At 64.7% G+C, this 13,848-nt stretch carries 11 protein-coding genes; 6 read left to right on the plus strand and 5 right to left on the minus strand.

The genetic code is table 11. The features are described 5' to 3' along the window. The first annotated feature begins 92 nt into the window (after positions 1-92). The 6 genes from AYM40_RS15315 to guaD all read left to right on the plus strand — a co-directional run bounded on the left by AYM40_RS15315 (position 93) and on the right by guaD (position 8,746). Positions 93-602, plus strand: a complete 510-nt coding sequence (locus AYM40_RS15315) for a disulfide bond formation protein B (RefSeq protein WP_063496946.1) — start codon at positions 93-95, stop codon at positions 600-602. 389 nt (positions 603-991) lie between these two features. Continuing rightward, positions 992-2,539 (plus strand): xanthine dehydrogenase small subunit, encoded by a 1,548-nt coding sequence (gene xdhA / locus AYM40_RS15320; RefSeq protein WP_082855177.1) that lies wholly within the window; start codon positions 992-994, stop codon positions 2,537-2,539. Beyond that, positions 2,539-4,986, plus strand: coding sequence for a xanthine dehydrogenase molybdopterin binding subunit (gene xdhB, locus AYM40_RS15325; protein ID WP_063496948.1), 2,448 nt, complete (start codon positions 2,539-2,541; stop codon positions 4,984-4,986). The genes xdhA and xdhB overlap by 1 nt, the downstream gene beginning before the upstream one ends. A gap of 127 nt (positions 4,987-5,113) precedes the next feature. After that, positions 5,114-6,127, plus strand: coding sequence for a xanthine dehydrogenase accessory protein XdhC (gene xdhC, locus AYM40_RS15330; protein WP_063496949.1), 1,014 nt, complete (start codon positions 5,114-5,116; stop codon positions 6,125-6,127). 96 nt (positions 6,128-6,223) lie between these two features. Then, positions 6,224-7,276, plus strand: a complete 1,053-nt coding sequence (locus AYM40_RS15335; RefSeq protein ID WP_063496950.1) for an adenosine deaminase — start codon at positions 6,224-6,226, stop codon at positions 7,274-7,276. Positions 7,277-7,381: 105 nt separating this feature from the next. Then, positions 7,382-8,746 carry a guanine deaminase gene (gene guaD, locus AYM40_RS15340; protein ID WP_063496951.1) on the plus strand — a complete coding sequence of 455 codons (1,365 nt, stop codon included), beginning with the start codon at positions 7,382-7,384 and terminating at the stop codon, positions 8,744-8,746. A gap of 103 nt (positions 8,747-8,849) precedes the next feature. Here the strand turns inward: guaD and AYM40_RS15345 are convergent, their stop codons facing one another. From AYM40_RS15345 to AYM40_RS15365, 5 genes are read right to left on the minus strand one after another with little or no spacing between them, the layout of a single operon-like run. Beyond that, positions 8,850-10,097 (minus strand): NAD(P)/FAD-dependent oxidoreductase, encoded by a 1,248-nt coding sequence (locus AYM40_RS15345; protein WP_063496952.1) that lies wholly within the window; start codon positions 10,095-10,097, stop codon positions 8,850-8,852. Positions 10,098-10,144: 47 nt separating this feature from the next. Next, on the minus strand, positions 10,145-11,410 hold the full coding sequence (locus tag AYM40_RS15350; protein WP_063496953.1) for a beta-ketoacyl-[acyl-carrier-protein] synthase family protein: 1,266 nt from the start codon (positions 11,408-11,410) through the stop codon (positions 10,145-10,147). Continuing rightward, positions 11,407-12,633 (minus strand): beta-ketoacyl-ACP synthase, encoded by a 1,227-nt coding sequence (locus AYM40_RS15355; protein WP_063496954.1) that lies wholly within the window; start codon positions 12,631-12,633, stop codon positions 11,407-11,409. The genes AYM40_RS15350 and AYM40_RS15355 overlap by 4 nt, the downstream gene beginning before the upstream one ends. Beyond that, entirely contained in the window at positions 12,633-13,358 is a 726-nt protein-coding gene (locus AYM40_RS15360) for a 3-ketoacyl-ACP reductase FabG2 (RefSeq protein ID WP_063496955.1), read from the minus strand. The genes AYM40_RS15355 and AYM40_RS15360 overlap by 1 nt, the downstream gene beginning before the upstream one ends. After that, positions 13,355-13,840, minus strand: a complete 486-nt coding sequence (locus AYM40_RS15365; protein WP_063496956.1) for a hotdog family protein — start codon at positions 13,838-13,840, stop codon at positions 13,355-13,357. The genes AYM40_RS15360 and AYM40_RS15365 overlap by 4 nt, the downstream gene beginning before the upstream one ends. Positions 13,841-13,848: the final 8 nt, after the last annotated feature.

A 13,848-nucleotide genomic window follows, 5' to 3' on the forward strand; every position in this document is an offset into this window, starting at 1 on the left:
TGCGACTTGAAAGCGCGATAAGCGCCAGGGCGGGGGTTCGCGCTAGAATCGCGGGCACCCGCCCTTTCCGTTTCCAGACAGCCACACGATCCATGAATAACGACAATGCAATGCTGCGCCGCGAGCGCTCCCTGCTGGTTCTGCTTGGCCTGATCTGCGTCGGCCTCGTCGCCGGCGCGCTGTATCTGCAATACGGGTTGCATGAAGACCCCTGCCCGCTGTGCATCATCCAGCGCTATTTCTTCCTGCTGATCGCGATTTTTGCGTTCCTCGGCGCGCGCTTCAACAGTTGGCGCGGCGTGCGGCTGCTGGAAGTGCTGGCGGCCCTGTCGGCCCTCGGCGGCATCGCGACCGCCGCGCGGCACGTGTATGTTCAGGCGAATCCGGGCTTCAGCTGCGGTTTCGACGCGCTGCAGCCGGTAGTCGACAGCTTCCCACCCGCGCACTGGCTGCCGGGCGTCTTCAAGGTCGCCGGGCTCTGCGAAACGCCCTATCCGCCGATTCTGGGCCTGTCACTGCCCACCTGGTCGCTGGTTGCTTTCGTCGTGGCCTTCGTGCCGCTGGCGCTGAGCCTGATTAAGAATCGCCGCCGGATCGCCTGAGCCGGCTGTTCCGATTGAAGTAACTGGCTTCGCGCCGGCCTTTGCATCGCCTGTTGAGAGGCGGCTCGAAGGCCGGCGTTTTCACATAGGCTCGCGCCCATAAATTCGGCCATGCCAAAGCCGGAGATGGCCCGCCAGCAAGCGCTGCGCACTCCCCCGCCCCGCTTGGTTTTCCCCAATCCGCCCCTGGCCACGCAACTTCCCGCCTCAGCGCGAATCGTACTTATCACATGACCGCTTCCGAATAAGCTTCATGCGAGTTGGGAAATATTTTCGGGACGGGGTAGTGCTATCTTCGAACCTGGATGGCGATCTACGTGCGCGAGGCCGGCTTTGGCGCGACCCCACGCGTAACGCGCGCCCGGTCCGCACTGTCTTTCGGATTCGCCATGACAACGCAAACCATCCGCTTTTATCACCAGGGGTCCGTCCGTGAGGTCGCGGGCGTCCCGGCGTCGCGCACCGTGCTTCAGCATCTGCGCGAGGATTTGCATTGCACGGGCACCAAGGAAGGCTGCGCGGAAGGCGACTGCGGCGCCTGCACGGTTGTGATCGGCGAACTGGATGCGCGCGGCGGGCTCGCGCTGAAAGCGGTCAATGCCTGTATTCAGTTCCTGCCGACGCTGGACGGCAAAGCCCTCTTCACCGTCGAAGACCTGCGCGCCGCCGACGGCGCCCTGCATCCCGTGCAACAGGCCATGGTCGATTGCCACGGCTCGCAATGCGGCTTTTGCACCCCCGGCTTTGTGATGTCGATGTGGGCGCTGTACGAAAACCAGCCGGCCACCGCCGGCCTGCCCACTCGCGATGAGATCAACGCTGCGCTGTCCGGCAATCTGTGCCGCTGCACCGGCTACCGGCCGATTGTCGACGCATCGCAGAAGATGTTCGATTACCCGCAATACCCGCGCGTGACGCTGGACCGCAAGGCGATCGCGGACCAGCTGCGCGAGATCCAACGCCGTGACACGTTCGAGTACAGCGCGCCCGACACGCGCGGCGCCGCGTTCGGCTCGCCCACCTTCTACGCACCGGTCAAGCTCGACGCGTTCGCCAAACTACGCGCGGAGCATTCCCATGCGCGCCTCCTCGCCGGCAGCACCGACGTCGGCCTGTGGGTCACCAAGCAGTTCCGCGATCTCGGCGACATTCTGTATATCGGCAACGTCGCCGAATTGAAGACGATCGAACACGACGCGCAAACGCTGACAATCGGCGCCGCCGTCACACTCGAAGACGCCTACGCCGCGCTCGCTGTCGATTACCCCGAGCTGGCCGAGATGTGGACGCGCTTCGCGTCGCTGCCGATCCGCAATGCCGGCACGCTCGGCGGCAATGTCGCGAATGGCTCGCCAATCGGCGATTCGATGCCCGCGCTGCTCGCGCTCGGCGCCGAAGTCGTGCTGCGTCACGGCGCCAAAACCCGCACGCTGACGCTCGACGCGTTCTACCTCGGCTATCAGAAAACCGCGCTCGCGGCCGGCGAATTCGTCGCGGCGCTGCGTGTGCCGCGTCCGGCGCGCGACCTGCGCTTCCGCACCTACAAGGTATCGAAGCGCTACGATCAGGACATCTCCGCGGTATGCGCCGCGTTCGCGCTGCACATCGGCGAAAGCGGCGTGATCACGGAGGCACGTATTGCATTCGGCGGCATGGCTGCGACGCCTAAACGCGCCGCGCAAACCGAAGCCGCGCTGAACGGCGCAACATGGAACGAAAGCACTGCGCGGCAAGCGATGAACGCACTCGTCGCCGATTACCAGCCGCTCACCGACATGCGCGCCTCGAGCGCCTATCGACTGAAGGTGGCGCGCAACCTGTTGTGGCGCTTCCACCTCGAAACGCGCGATGACGCGCCACTCGCCCTCTTCGACGTGAATGCGTTCGCGTACGAAGCCGGCGTGCCGGACGCGGTTGTTGCGAAGGAGTCGTCGTGATGAACCGGACCGATGCTTTCGTCGAACACGCTGCGAGGCACGCCATCGCTCAGGAAAGCGAGACGGCGATCGGCGTGTCGCTGCCGCACGAATCCGCCACGCTGCATGTGAGCGGTGAAGCCACCTACACCGACGACGTCCCCGAATTGCAAGGCACGCTGCACGCAGCGCTTGGACTCTCGCGGCACGCGCACGCGCGGATCGTGTCGCTCGATCTGGATCCCGTCAGAAAAGCGCCTGGCGTGATCGCGGTGCTGACCGCCGAAGACATCCCCGGCGAGAACAATTGCGGCCCGGTACTGCACGACGATCCGATTCTCGCCGTCGACGAAGTGCTGTATCTCGGCCAACCGGTGTTCGCGGTGATCGCCGAGACTCATGAGCTCGCGCGGCGCGCCGCAGCGCTGGCCAAAAGCGATGACGTCGTGCGATATGAACCGCTCGAAGTCGTCCTCACGCCCGCCGAGGCGAAAGCCAAAAAGCAGTTCGTCCTGCCGCCGATGCATCTGAAGCGCGGCGAACCCGAGGCGAAAATCGCCGCCGCGCCGCATAAGATCCGCGGCACGTTCGAAGTCGGCGGCCAGGAACAGTTTTATCTCGAAGGCCAGATCGCCTACGCCGTGCCGAAGGAAATGGACGGCATGCTCGTCTACAGTTCGACGCAGCATCCGAGCGAAATGCAGCAGGTCGTCGCGCATATGCTCGGCTGGCCGGCACATAACGTCGTGTGCGAATGCCGGCGGATGGGTGGCGGCTTCGGCGGCAAGGAATCGCAATCGGCGCTGTTCGCGTGCGTGGCATCGCTGGCGGCGAAACTGCTGCGCCGCCCGGTCAAACTGCGCGCCGATCGTGACGACGATTTCATGATCACCGGCAAGCGCCACGACGCGGTCTACGAGTACGAAGCGGGCTTCGACGATAGCGGCCGCATACTCGGCGCGCGCGTGGAAATAGCCTTGAGAGCCGGCTATTCCGCCGACCTGTCGGGTGCGGTCGCAACCCGTGCCGTCTGCCACGTCGACAACGCGTACTACCTGTCCGACGTCGACATCGTCGCGCTGTGCTGCAAGACGAATACGCAATCGAACACCGCGTTCCGCGGCTTCGGCGGCCCGCAAGGGGCACTGGTGATGGAAGTGATGCTCGACAGCATCGCGCGTCAATTGCACTGCGACCCGCTCGACGTGCGGCTCGCCAACTACTACGGCATCGGCGAACGCGACACGACGCCATACGGGCAACGCGTCGAAGACAACATCATCGCGCCGCTGACCGATAAGTTGCTGGAGACCAGCGACTACCTCGCGCGCCGCGAAGCGATCGCCGCGTTCAATGCAAAAAGTCCGGTGCTCAAACGCGGCCTCGCGTTCTCGCCGGTGAAGTTCGGCATCTCGTTCAATGTGCCGTTTCTGAATCAGGCCGGCGCACTGGTCCACGTGTACAAAGACGGTTCGGTGCTCGTCAATCACGGCGGTACCGAAATGGGCCAGGGGCTCAACACGAAGGTCGCGCAGGTCGTCGCGAATCAACTCGGTTTGCCGCTTTCGCGCGTGCGCGTGACGGCAACCGATACGTCGAAGATCGCCAATACCTCGGCGACCGCCGCCTCCACCGGCAGCGACCTGAACGGCAAAGCCGCCGAAGCCGCGGCGCGCACCATTCGCGACCGGCTCGCCAAACTCGCGGCGAAGCAACTCGGCGGCGCCGCCGAAACGGTGGAATTCGCCAACGGTGAAGTGTCGGTGAACGGCGGCGCGATGCCGTTCGAGCAACTGGTCGGCGCAGCGTATCTGGCGCGCGTGCAGTTGTGGTCGGACGGTTTCTATACGACGCCGAAAGTGCATTGGGACGCCCAAACGCTGACCGGTCACCCGTTTTATTACTTTGCGTACGGCGCGGCGGTGTCGGAAGTGGTGATCGACACGCTAACCGGCGAATGGAAACTGGTGCGTGCGGACGTGTTGCACGACGCCGGACAATCGATCAATCCGGCAATCGATATCGGCCAGGTGGAAGGCGGCTTCATTCAAGGCATGGGCTGGCTCACTACGGAAGAATTGTGGTGGAACCGGGATGGCCGCCTGATGACGCACGCGCCGTCGACGTACAAGATTCCTGCCGTCAGCGATACGCCCACGGCGTTCAATGTGCGGCTTTATCAGAATCAGAACGTCGAGCCGACCGTGTTCCATTCGAAGGCAGTCGGCGAGCCGCCGCTGCTGTTGCCGTTCTCGGTATTCCTCGCGATTCGTGACGCGGTTGCGGCCGCGGTGCCGGGTGCGGAAAACGCGCCGCAGCTTCGCGCGCCGGCGACACCCGAAGCGATTCTCGATGCGCTGGACGCGTTGCAATCGCCCGTGACGACGACGGAACCCGCGACAGGACAACCGGCGGAACAAGCAACGGAAGCGGCAGCCACGGCTACGATCGTAATCACGCCGGATTAGCAACTTGACGAAACGTTGAACGACGTTAAGCAACTCAAAGCCAAGGCCCGACGCGACACGAACGCGTCCCGCCACGCTCAACCGGCCGCACGGACACCCCACGCGGCCACGTATGGAGAACCGCCGGATGCAAGCCTGGCTACCTGACCTGCAACACCTGCTCGCGCACGGCGACGCCGCCGTGCTGGTGACGGTCGCACGCGTCGAAGGTTCGGCGCCCCGCGAAGCCGGCACCAAGATGATCGTCACGCGCGAATCGGCGAAGCACACGATCGGCGGCGGACACCTCGAATGGAAGGCCATCGAGACCGCGCGCCAGGTGCTGCGCGACGGCATGCGCTCGCCGCACATGCGCCGCCTCGAACGCTTCGCGCTCGGACCCAGTCTCGGCCAATGCTGCGGCGGCGCGGTGATTCTCGCCTTTGAGCGCCTCGACATCGGCGACCTCGGCTGGATCACGTCGCTCGCGAAACGCGTGGCCGCGGGCCAATCGACGGTGCGTAGCGTATCATTCGGCCCCGCACCGGATGCGGTGATGCTGTCCGACCCCGAGCCGGGTGTCGATGCCGCCGACTGTCTGCTGTGGGACGGCGCCGGTTTCGACGACAGCGGCGCGCTGCTCACCGAAACCATCGCGCCAGGCGACTTCCAGGTCGTGCTGTTCGGCGCCGGTCACGTGGGCGCGGCGCTGGTTCGCGTGCTGGCCACGCTGCCTTGCACCGTGCGCTGGGTCGACGAGCGCGACGCGCAGTTTCCGCCCGTGGAAACGCTGCATGCGCCGAACGTGAAGATCGATCCGAACGACGCGCCCGACGAAGCCATCGACCAGGCCGCGCCGCACACGTACTTCATCGTGATGACGCACAACCATGCGCGCGATCTCGAGTTGGCCGAGCGCATTCTGCGGCGCGGCGATTTCGCGTTCTTCGGCATGATCGGCTCGCACACCAAGCGCAAGCAGTTCGAACATCGGCTGGCCGCGCGCGGCATCGATCCGTCGCGGATTGCGCGGATGAAGTGCCCGCTCGGCGTCGACGGCATCGTCGACAAGTCGCCGGAGATCATCGCGATCTCGGCGGCCGCACAGGTGTTGCAGGCCGTAGAGGCGAATGCGGGCGCGCATGCGGCGCAGACGGTCTGATTTGCCGCACAATCGACCCGCCGCCCCAACGCGATTGCATCCAGCCCTGCATCCCGCATCCGGCGTGAACCGACTCCAACGAACTCCTGACCGACCATGAATACAACAACCGCTGCCCCTACGCCACTCATCGAGAAAACCGCTCGCGCACCGAAGGCCGAGCTGCACATCCATATCGAAGGCTCGCTCGAACCCGAGCTGATCTTCGCGCTTGCCGAACGCAACGGCGTGAAGCTTGCGTACGACTCGATCGAAGCCTTGCGCGCCGCGTACGCGTTCACCGATCTGCAATCGTTCCTCGACATCTATTACGCCGGCGCGAGCGTGCTGCTGCACGAGCAGGACTTCTACGACATGACGACGGCGTATGTCGAACGCTGTCTCGCCGACAACGTGATTCATAGCGAAATCTTCTTCGATCCGCAGACGCATACGGAGCGTGGCGTGCCGATCGCCACTGTCGTGGCCGGCATTGAACGCGCGCTCGCCGATGCGGAAAAGCGCGGCATGTCGAGCAAGTTGATTCTGTGTTTCCTGCGCCATCTATCCGAAGAAGACGCGCTCGCCACCTTCGAAGAAGCACTACCGTTGTTCGAGCAATACAAGCATCGCCTGATCGGCGTAGGTCTCGATTCGTCCGAACGTGGTCATCCGCCGTCGAAGTTCGAACGCGTATTCGCCAAGGCACGCGCGCTCGGTCTGAAGCTGGTCGCGCATGCGGGCGAAGAAGGCCCGCCGTCGTACATCTACGAAGCGCTCGATCTGCTGAAAGTGGACCGCGTCGACCACGGCGTGCGCAGCATCGAAGATCCAGCACTCGTCACGCGCCTCGCCGATACGCGCGTCGCGCTGACCGTGTGTCCGCTGTCGAACCTCAAGCTCTGCGTGTTCGACGACATGACCAGGCACACGCTGAAGGACCTGCTCGATCGCGGCGTCGCCGTCACGGTGAATTCCGACGATCCGGCTTATTTCGGCGGCTACGTGAACGCCAACTATTTCGCCACCATCGACGCGTTGAAGCTCAACGATGCCGAGGTCTACACGATCATCCGCAACAGCTTCGAAGCGTCGTTCGTCACGCCCGAGCAACGCGGCGAACTGATCGCGAAGCTCGACGCGCACTGGCACCCAGGCGGCCCGCACTGACGGGCCAATGAATAGCAGCCGGCGGCGGCACGGGTTCGTTTCAGCGCCCGAATCAAACCGTCGTCCGCGCGGCTTAGCTCCTCACAAATACGGAGACGGTTTTTCATGACTCAATCGGCACAATCAGCCAAACCCACCCAATCAGCATTCCGCGCGCAACTGTTGACCTTCAACGGCGATCCCGCGCAATCGCCCAGCGCGGCGGTCTTCAACGAGGACGGCTTGCTGATTGTCGAAAACGGGCATGTCGTCGCCGCAGGCGCGTATGCAGCTCTCGCGCCGCAACTCGCGCCGGGCACCGTGGTGCAGGAGATGCGCGACAAGCTGATCGTGCCGGGTTTCATCGATACGCACATCCACTATCCGCAGACCGACATGATCGCGTCGCCGGCGCCGGGGCTCCTGCCCTGGCTCGACACGTACACGTTCCCGACCGAGCGCCGCTTCACCGACCCGGCCTATGCACGCGATACGGCGAGTTTCTTCGTCGAAGAACTGCTGGCTTGCGGCACGACCACCGCGCTCGTGTATTGCACTGTCCACAAGGAATCGGCCGACGCCCTCTTCACCGAAAGCGAAGCGCGCAATCTGCGCATGGTGGCCGGCAAGGTGCTGATGGACCGCAACTGCCCCGAGTTCCTGCGCGACACCGCGCAATCGGGCTATGACGACAGCGCCGAATTGATCGGCCGCTGGCACAACCGTGGCCGCCAGATGTACGCGCTCACGCCGCGTTTCGCGCCGACCTCGACCGAAGCGCAACTCGAAGCCTGCGGCGTGCTGGCGGGCAAGCATCGGGACATCTTCATCCAGAGCCACGTCGCCGAGAATACCGACGAGGTGAAGTGGGTCGCCGATCTGTTCCCGGGCCACCGCAGCTACCTGGACATCTACGATCACTACGGCCTGCTGCGCCGCCGCGCCGTGTACGGCCATTGCATCTACCTCGATGAGGAAGACCGCAAGCGCATGGCGCAAACCGGCACGGTCGCCTCGCATTGTCCGACCTCGAATCTGTTCCTCGGCAGCGGCCTGTTCGACTTCGACAAGGCCGACGCAGCCGGCATGCCGATCGCACTGGCGACGGACGTCGGCGGCGGCACCTCCTTCTCGATGCTGCAAACCATGAACGAAGCGCACAAGGTCGCGCGACTGAGCGGGCATCATCTGACGGCCACGCGGATGTTCTATCTGGCCACTGCGGGTGCGGCGGAAGCACTCGATCTGGCCGACAAGGTCGGCACGTTGAAGCCGAAGTCGGAAGCCGACTTCGTCGTGCTCGATCCGCAAGCCACACCGCTGCTCGCGCGCCGTACCGCACGCACCGAATCGCTCGAAGAACTGCTGTTCGCGTTCGCGCTGCTCGGCGACGACCGCGCGATCTACGAAACGTATGCCGCGGGCAAACGCGTGCATCGTCGCGACGACGTGCGTCAGCATGCACCGCGCGTGGCAAAGATCGCGGCTTGATTGGATTTGCGGGCTGACGCCTGAACCGATTCGGGCGGTTGTATAAAAAACGGCGCTTCTTGAGGGAAGCGCCGTTTTTGTTTGTTCGTGCCGTGTAGCCCAATCAATGGGGCGTGCACACATCGTGCAACGCATTCAGCCGGCGCACCGGATCGGCGACATACGGATTCGATTCATCCCACGCGTAACCGGCCAGCACTGCGCTGATCATGCGACGGATCGAGGGCGTCTGCTTCGGATAGAAAATGATGTCCTGCAATTCGCCCGTATACCAGCGCTCGACGAAGGCGCGGAACGTGTCGATCCCCTTGCGCAGCGGCACGTCGTAAGCGGCCGACCAATCGACCTGCTCGCCATCCAGTTGCCGGTTCAACGTCTGCACCGCGAGATGCGCGGACCGCAGTGCGATCGTCACGCCGGACGAGAACACCGGATCGAGAAATTCGCCCGCGTTGCCGAGCAACGCATAACCCGGCCCATGCAAGCGCTCGACGTTCGCCGCGTAACCGCCGATGTGACGCACCGGCATCAGGAACGGCGCATGACCGATCAACGGTCCAAGTGTCGGCTCCTGCTGGATCAGCGCGCGTAGCTTCGCGTCACGGTCGGCTTCCGGCACATCGAGGAAACTGGCCTCGGCCACGCAACCCACCGAGGAGCGACCGCCCGCCAGCGGAATCATCCAGAACCACACGTCGCGGCGCTCCGGGTGCGTCGCCACGCAGATCTTGTTGCGGTCGGTCGCGCCAGCCGGAATGCCGTCCCGCACGTGCGTGAAGATCGCAGCGCGCGTCGGCATGCGCGTGGGCGCTTCGAGATTCAGCAAGCGCGGCAGCACGCGGCCAAAGCCGCTCGCGTCGAACACGAAATGCGCTTCGACTTCATACGCGTTGTCCGCTTCGTCGATCACGTCGAGCACCGGCTTGCTGCCCCTCTCGCCCGGCGGCATCGCGCGAACCGTATGGCCGAAGCGCACGTCGGCCCCCTGCTCCGCCGCGCAGCGAATCAGAATATCGTCGAACACCGCGCGCTCGACCTGGTACGTGGTGCCCCACCCCGGCGAATGCTTGTCGCGAAAGTCGAACGCCGAAGACTGGCCGCGATAAATGAAATGCGCGCCGTTCTTGTACTGGAAACCGGCTTCGACGACCGCCTGCAGCATGCCCGCCTCTTCGAGGTAGGCCATGCTTTGCGGCAGCAGACTTTCGCCGATCGAGAAGCGCGGGAAATGCTGGCGCTCCAGCACCAGCACCGAGCGGCCCGCCCGGCGCAATAGCGCCGCCGCGACGGCGCCTGCCGGACCTGCGCCGATGACCGCTACGTCGACAGTCATGCGCTTTGACGAATTCATAGTTGCCTCAATCGTTTGCTTGCTCGGAACTGCATTACGCTGCACCCTTACTTTTCACGAACCGTCGCTGACGCTTGCCGCCCATGCAGCCCACGCCACAGGTCAAACATCAGGCTTGCGCAACTGCCGCCGAACCCGAATGAAATCGACATTGCCGTGCCGATGCGCGCGTCACGCGTCGTGCGCACGAGCGGCATGCCGTCGACGCCCGGCGCCGGCGTCTCGATGGCCGCCGTCCCCGCGATGAAACCGTCGCGCATCATCAGCAAGGTGTAGATCGCTTCGTGCGCGCCGCATGCGCCGAGCGGATGCCCGGTCATCCCCTTGGTCGACGAGAACGCGGGGACTTCGCCGCCGAATACGTCGCTCAATGCACGCAACTCCTCGACATCGCCAAGCGGCGTCGAAGGTGCATGCGTGTTGATGTAATCCGGACGCTTGCCCGCTTCGCCCAGCGCGCCGCGCATCGCTCGCGCAATGCCGGCCGCATGCGGCGTGACCATGCCGGCGGCGTCCGTGCAATCGCCGAAGCCAGTCAACTCGGCGTAAATACGGGCGCCGCGCGCCAACGCGTGATCGAGCGATTCGAGCACCAGCACGCCGCCGCCCGAAGCGATCACGAAGCCGTCGCGCGCCGTATCGTAGGGACGTGAGGCGTGCTCGGGCGCATCGTTAAAGCCGCGCGACAACGCCCCCATCGAGTCGAACAACAGCGTCGTGTTGTCGTGCAGCGCTTCGCTGCCGCCGGCCAGCACAATCTCCTGGCGGCCAGTCTGGATCAGCTGCATCGCCTGGCCGATCGCGAGCGCCGACGTCGTGCACGCCGACGACGGCGAATAGCTCACGCCCTCGAGTCCGAACACCTGCGCCACATTGGCTGACGCGGTGCTGCTCATCGCCTGCGGAACCGTGTACGGCGGCACTTTGTCGACGCCGCGGGCATTCGCAATCGACACCGCCGCGTCGTAACTCGACAGCGTGCCGACGCCCGAGCCGATCACTACACCGGCGCGCGGCGAACGCAGCACGGCGGGGTCGAGCCCGGCATCGTCGATCGCTTTCTTCGCGGCGTGACACGCAAAGCGCGCGGTGTCGCCCATGAAGCGCTCGAGCTTGCGCCCGAACGGCGGTTCCTGCGCGACCGATGCAACGCCCGCCACCTGCGATCCGAAACCGCGCTCGCGCCAGGCGTCGAGCCGCTCGATGCGCGAGCGGCCCGCGCGCAACGCGGCGGACACTTCGTCGAGCGTATTGCCGAGGCACGACACGATCCCCATGCCGGTGACGACCACGCGTTGCAGCGCCGTGCTCATCGAACGCGCCTGAAAATCAGCGACGTGTTGATGCCGCCGAATGCAAAGTTGTTGCTCATCACATGTTCAGCGTCGATCTTACGGCCCGTACCGACGATGTAATCGAGCGTCGCGCAGGCCGGATCGACGTTCTCCAGATTCAAGGTGGGCGCATACCAGTTGCGCTTCATCATCTCGATGCTCCACCACGCTTCCAGCGCGCCGCACGCGCCGAGCGTATGGCCGACATAGCTCTTGAGCGAACTGATCGGCATGCGTGCGCCGAAGGTCTGCGCGGTCGCATGGCTTTCGGCGATGTCGCCACGGTCCGTCGACGTGCCGTGCGCGTTCACATAGGCGATCGCTTCGGGCGGCAGTTGAGCATCTTTCAACGCGAGCTGCATGGCGAGCGCCATGGTTTCGGCGGTCGGCTGCGTCATGTGCGCGCCATCCGAATTGCAGCCGAAGCCGACGATCTCCGCGTGAATCCGCGCGCCGCGCGCCACCGCGTGTTCGTATTCTTCGAGCACCAGCGTCGCCGCGCCTTCGCCGACCACGAGGCCGTCGCGCGCGGCATCGAATGGACGCGGCGTGAGATGCGGCTCCTCGTTGCGCGTGCTGGTCGCGTACAGCGTATCGAACACGGCGACCGCCGGGCCCGACAGCTCTTCCGCACCGCCCGCCAGCATCAGCGTCTGCTTGCCGGTCTGGATGGCTTCATACGCGTAGCCGATCGCCTGACTGCCCGACGCGCATGCGCACGAAGTCGGAATGATCCGCCCTTTCAGATCCCAGAACAGGCTGACGTTGACCGCCGTGGTGTGCGGCATCATCTGCACGTAGCTGTTCGACGTGACGTCGCTCATCGAACCGGTTTCGAGCATCGTGCCGAACGCGCGAATCGGCTGCACCGAGCCGGACGACGAGCCGTAGGCGACGCCCATGCGGCCGTCCTTGATGCTGACGTCTTCGGACAGGCCCGCGTCGGCGAGCGCCAGTTCGCTCGCGCGCACCGAATACATCGACACCGGCCCCATCGAGCGGATTTTCTTGCGCGGATAATGCGCCGGCGCCGTGAAGCCTGGCAACGGACACGCGAGCCGCGTATGCAGCGACTCGAAGTAATCCCACTCGGGCATGCGGCGCACCGCGTTCACGCCGCTCTTCAGGCGGGCTTCGATGACATCCCAGCTATCGCCGAACGCCGTGACGCCCCCCATGCCGGTAATGACGACGCGCTTCATCACACCATCCCACCATTGACGCCGATCACCTGACGCGTGACGTATGAGGCCGCATCCGACATCAGGAAGCCGACCACGGACGCCACTTCGGCAGGCCGGCCGACGCGGTTCATCGGTACCGTCTTCAACGCGTGCTCGAGCGGCATCTGGTCGAGCATGCCGGTTTCGATCAAACCCGGCGCCACGCAATTGACTGTGATGTTGCGCGTCGCCAGTTCGACGGCGAGCGCCTTGGTCGCGCCGATCAGACCGGCCTTCGCCGCGCTGTAGTTCACCTGGCCGCGATTGCCCATCACGCCGGAGACCGACGCGATCGTGACAATGCGCCCGCCCTTCTTCGCCCGCACCATCGGCATGGTCAACGGGTGGACAACGTTGTAGAACGAGTCGAGACCGGTTTCGATCACGATGTCCCAGTCTTCCTCGGTGAGCGCGGGGAACGCGGCGTCGCGGGTCACGCCCGCGCTGCACACGATGCCGTAGTACGGGCCATGCGCCGCGACATCCGCTTCGAGCACTTCGCGGCACACGGCGCGCGCGCGCACGTCGAATTGCAGCACGCGCGCCGTGCCGCCTTGCGCGGCGATGCCCGTTGCGACTGCTTCGGCTTCGGTGCGGCCCGTGCGGCAATTCACGGACACCGCGAAGCCGTCGGCGGCCAACTGATACGCAATCGCACGGCCGATGCCGCGGCTTGCGCCGGTAACGAGAACACGCCGGCTCATGAACTGAAACTCCCTTCGATGAATGACTGAAAATCGGGCGGCTGAAAGACCTTGATGACCGCCGTGGCGCAACACACGTCGCCATGGTGGATCGTGCATTCGTAGGCGGCGTGGCCTTCTTCGCTACGCAGCAATGCGGTTGCATGGATCAGCAACCTGGCGCCGCCAGCGAACGACGGTTGCAAAGCTTTATAGCTGCGCGAGCCAAGCAGCACACCGGGACGCGCTCTGCCGCCACCGCGCATGGCGAGCAACGCGATGTGCGCCGCGATGGTCTGCGCCATCAACTCGACGCCGACCCAGGCAGGCATCGCGCCGTCGGCGTCGGCATACCACGCGTCGGCGTGTACGGTTGCGCGCGCGCTGAGTGCGTCTTCGCTGAAGGTGTTCACGGCATCGATCAGCAGCATCGTGCCGCGATGCGGGATGATCGCTTCGATAGGTTGCAGGACGAGATCCTGAGTGGAGGGCGTCTGGGTCATCGCGCGTG

Origin of the sequence: Paraburkholderia phytofirmans OLGA172, assembly GCF_001634365.1 — a bacterium.
Classification (GTDB): domain Bacteria; phylum Pseudomonadota; class Gammaproteobacteria; order Burkholderiales; family Burkholderiaceae; genus Paraburkholderia.

What these genes read in the sequence shown, in the direction of transcription:
- AYM40_RS15315 (WP_063496946.1), top strand. Translation starts at nt 93, where the DNA reads ATGAATAACGACAATGCAATGCTGCGCCGCGAGCGCTCCCTGCTGGTT.
- xdhA (WP_082855177.1), top strand. Translation starts at nt 992, where the DNA reads ATGACAACGCAAACCATCCGCTTTTATCACCAGGGGTCCGTCCGTGAG.
- xdhB (WP_063496948.1), top strand. Translation starts at nt 2,539, where the DNA reads ATGAACCGGACCGATGCTTTCGTCGAACACGCTGCGAGGCACGCCATC.
- xdhC (WP_063496949.1), top strand. Translation starts at nt 5,114, where the DNA reads ATGCAAGCCTGGCTACCTGACCTGCAACACCTGCTCGCGCACGGCGAC.
- AYM40_RS15335 (WP_063496950.1), top strand. Translation starts at nt 6,224, where the DNA reads ATGAATACAACAACCGCTGCCCCTACGCCACTCATCGAGAAAACCGCT.
- guaD (WP_063496951.1), top strand. Translation starts at nt 7,382, where the DNA reads ATGACTCAATCGGCACAATCAGCCAAACCCACCCAATCAGCATTCCGC.
- AYM40_RS15345 (WP_063496952.1), bottom strand. Translation starts at nt 10,097, where the DNA reads ATGAATTCGTCAAAGCGCATGACTGTCGACGTAGCGGTCATCGGCGCA.
- AYM40_RS15350 (WP_063496953.1), bottom strand. Translation starts at nt 11,410, where the DNA reads ATGAGCACGGCGCTGCAACGCGTGGTCGTCACCGGCATGGGGATCGTG.
- AYM40_RS15355 (WP_063496954.1), bottom strand. Translation starts at nt 12,633, where the DNA reads ATGAAGCGCGTCGTCATTACCGGCATGGGGGGCGTCACGGCGTTCGGC.
- AYM40_RS15360 (WP_063496955.1), bottom strand. Translation starts at nt 13,358, where the DNA reads ATGAGCCGGCGTGTTCTCGTTACCGGCGCAAGCCGCGGCATCGGCCGT.
- AYM40_RS15365 (WP_063496956.1), bottom strand. Translation starts at nt 13,840, where the DNA reads ATGACCCAGACGCCCTCCACTCAGGATCTCGTCCTGCAACCTATCGAA.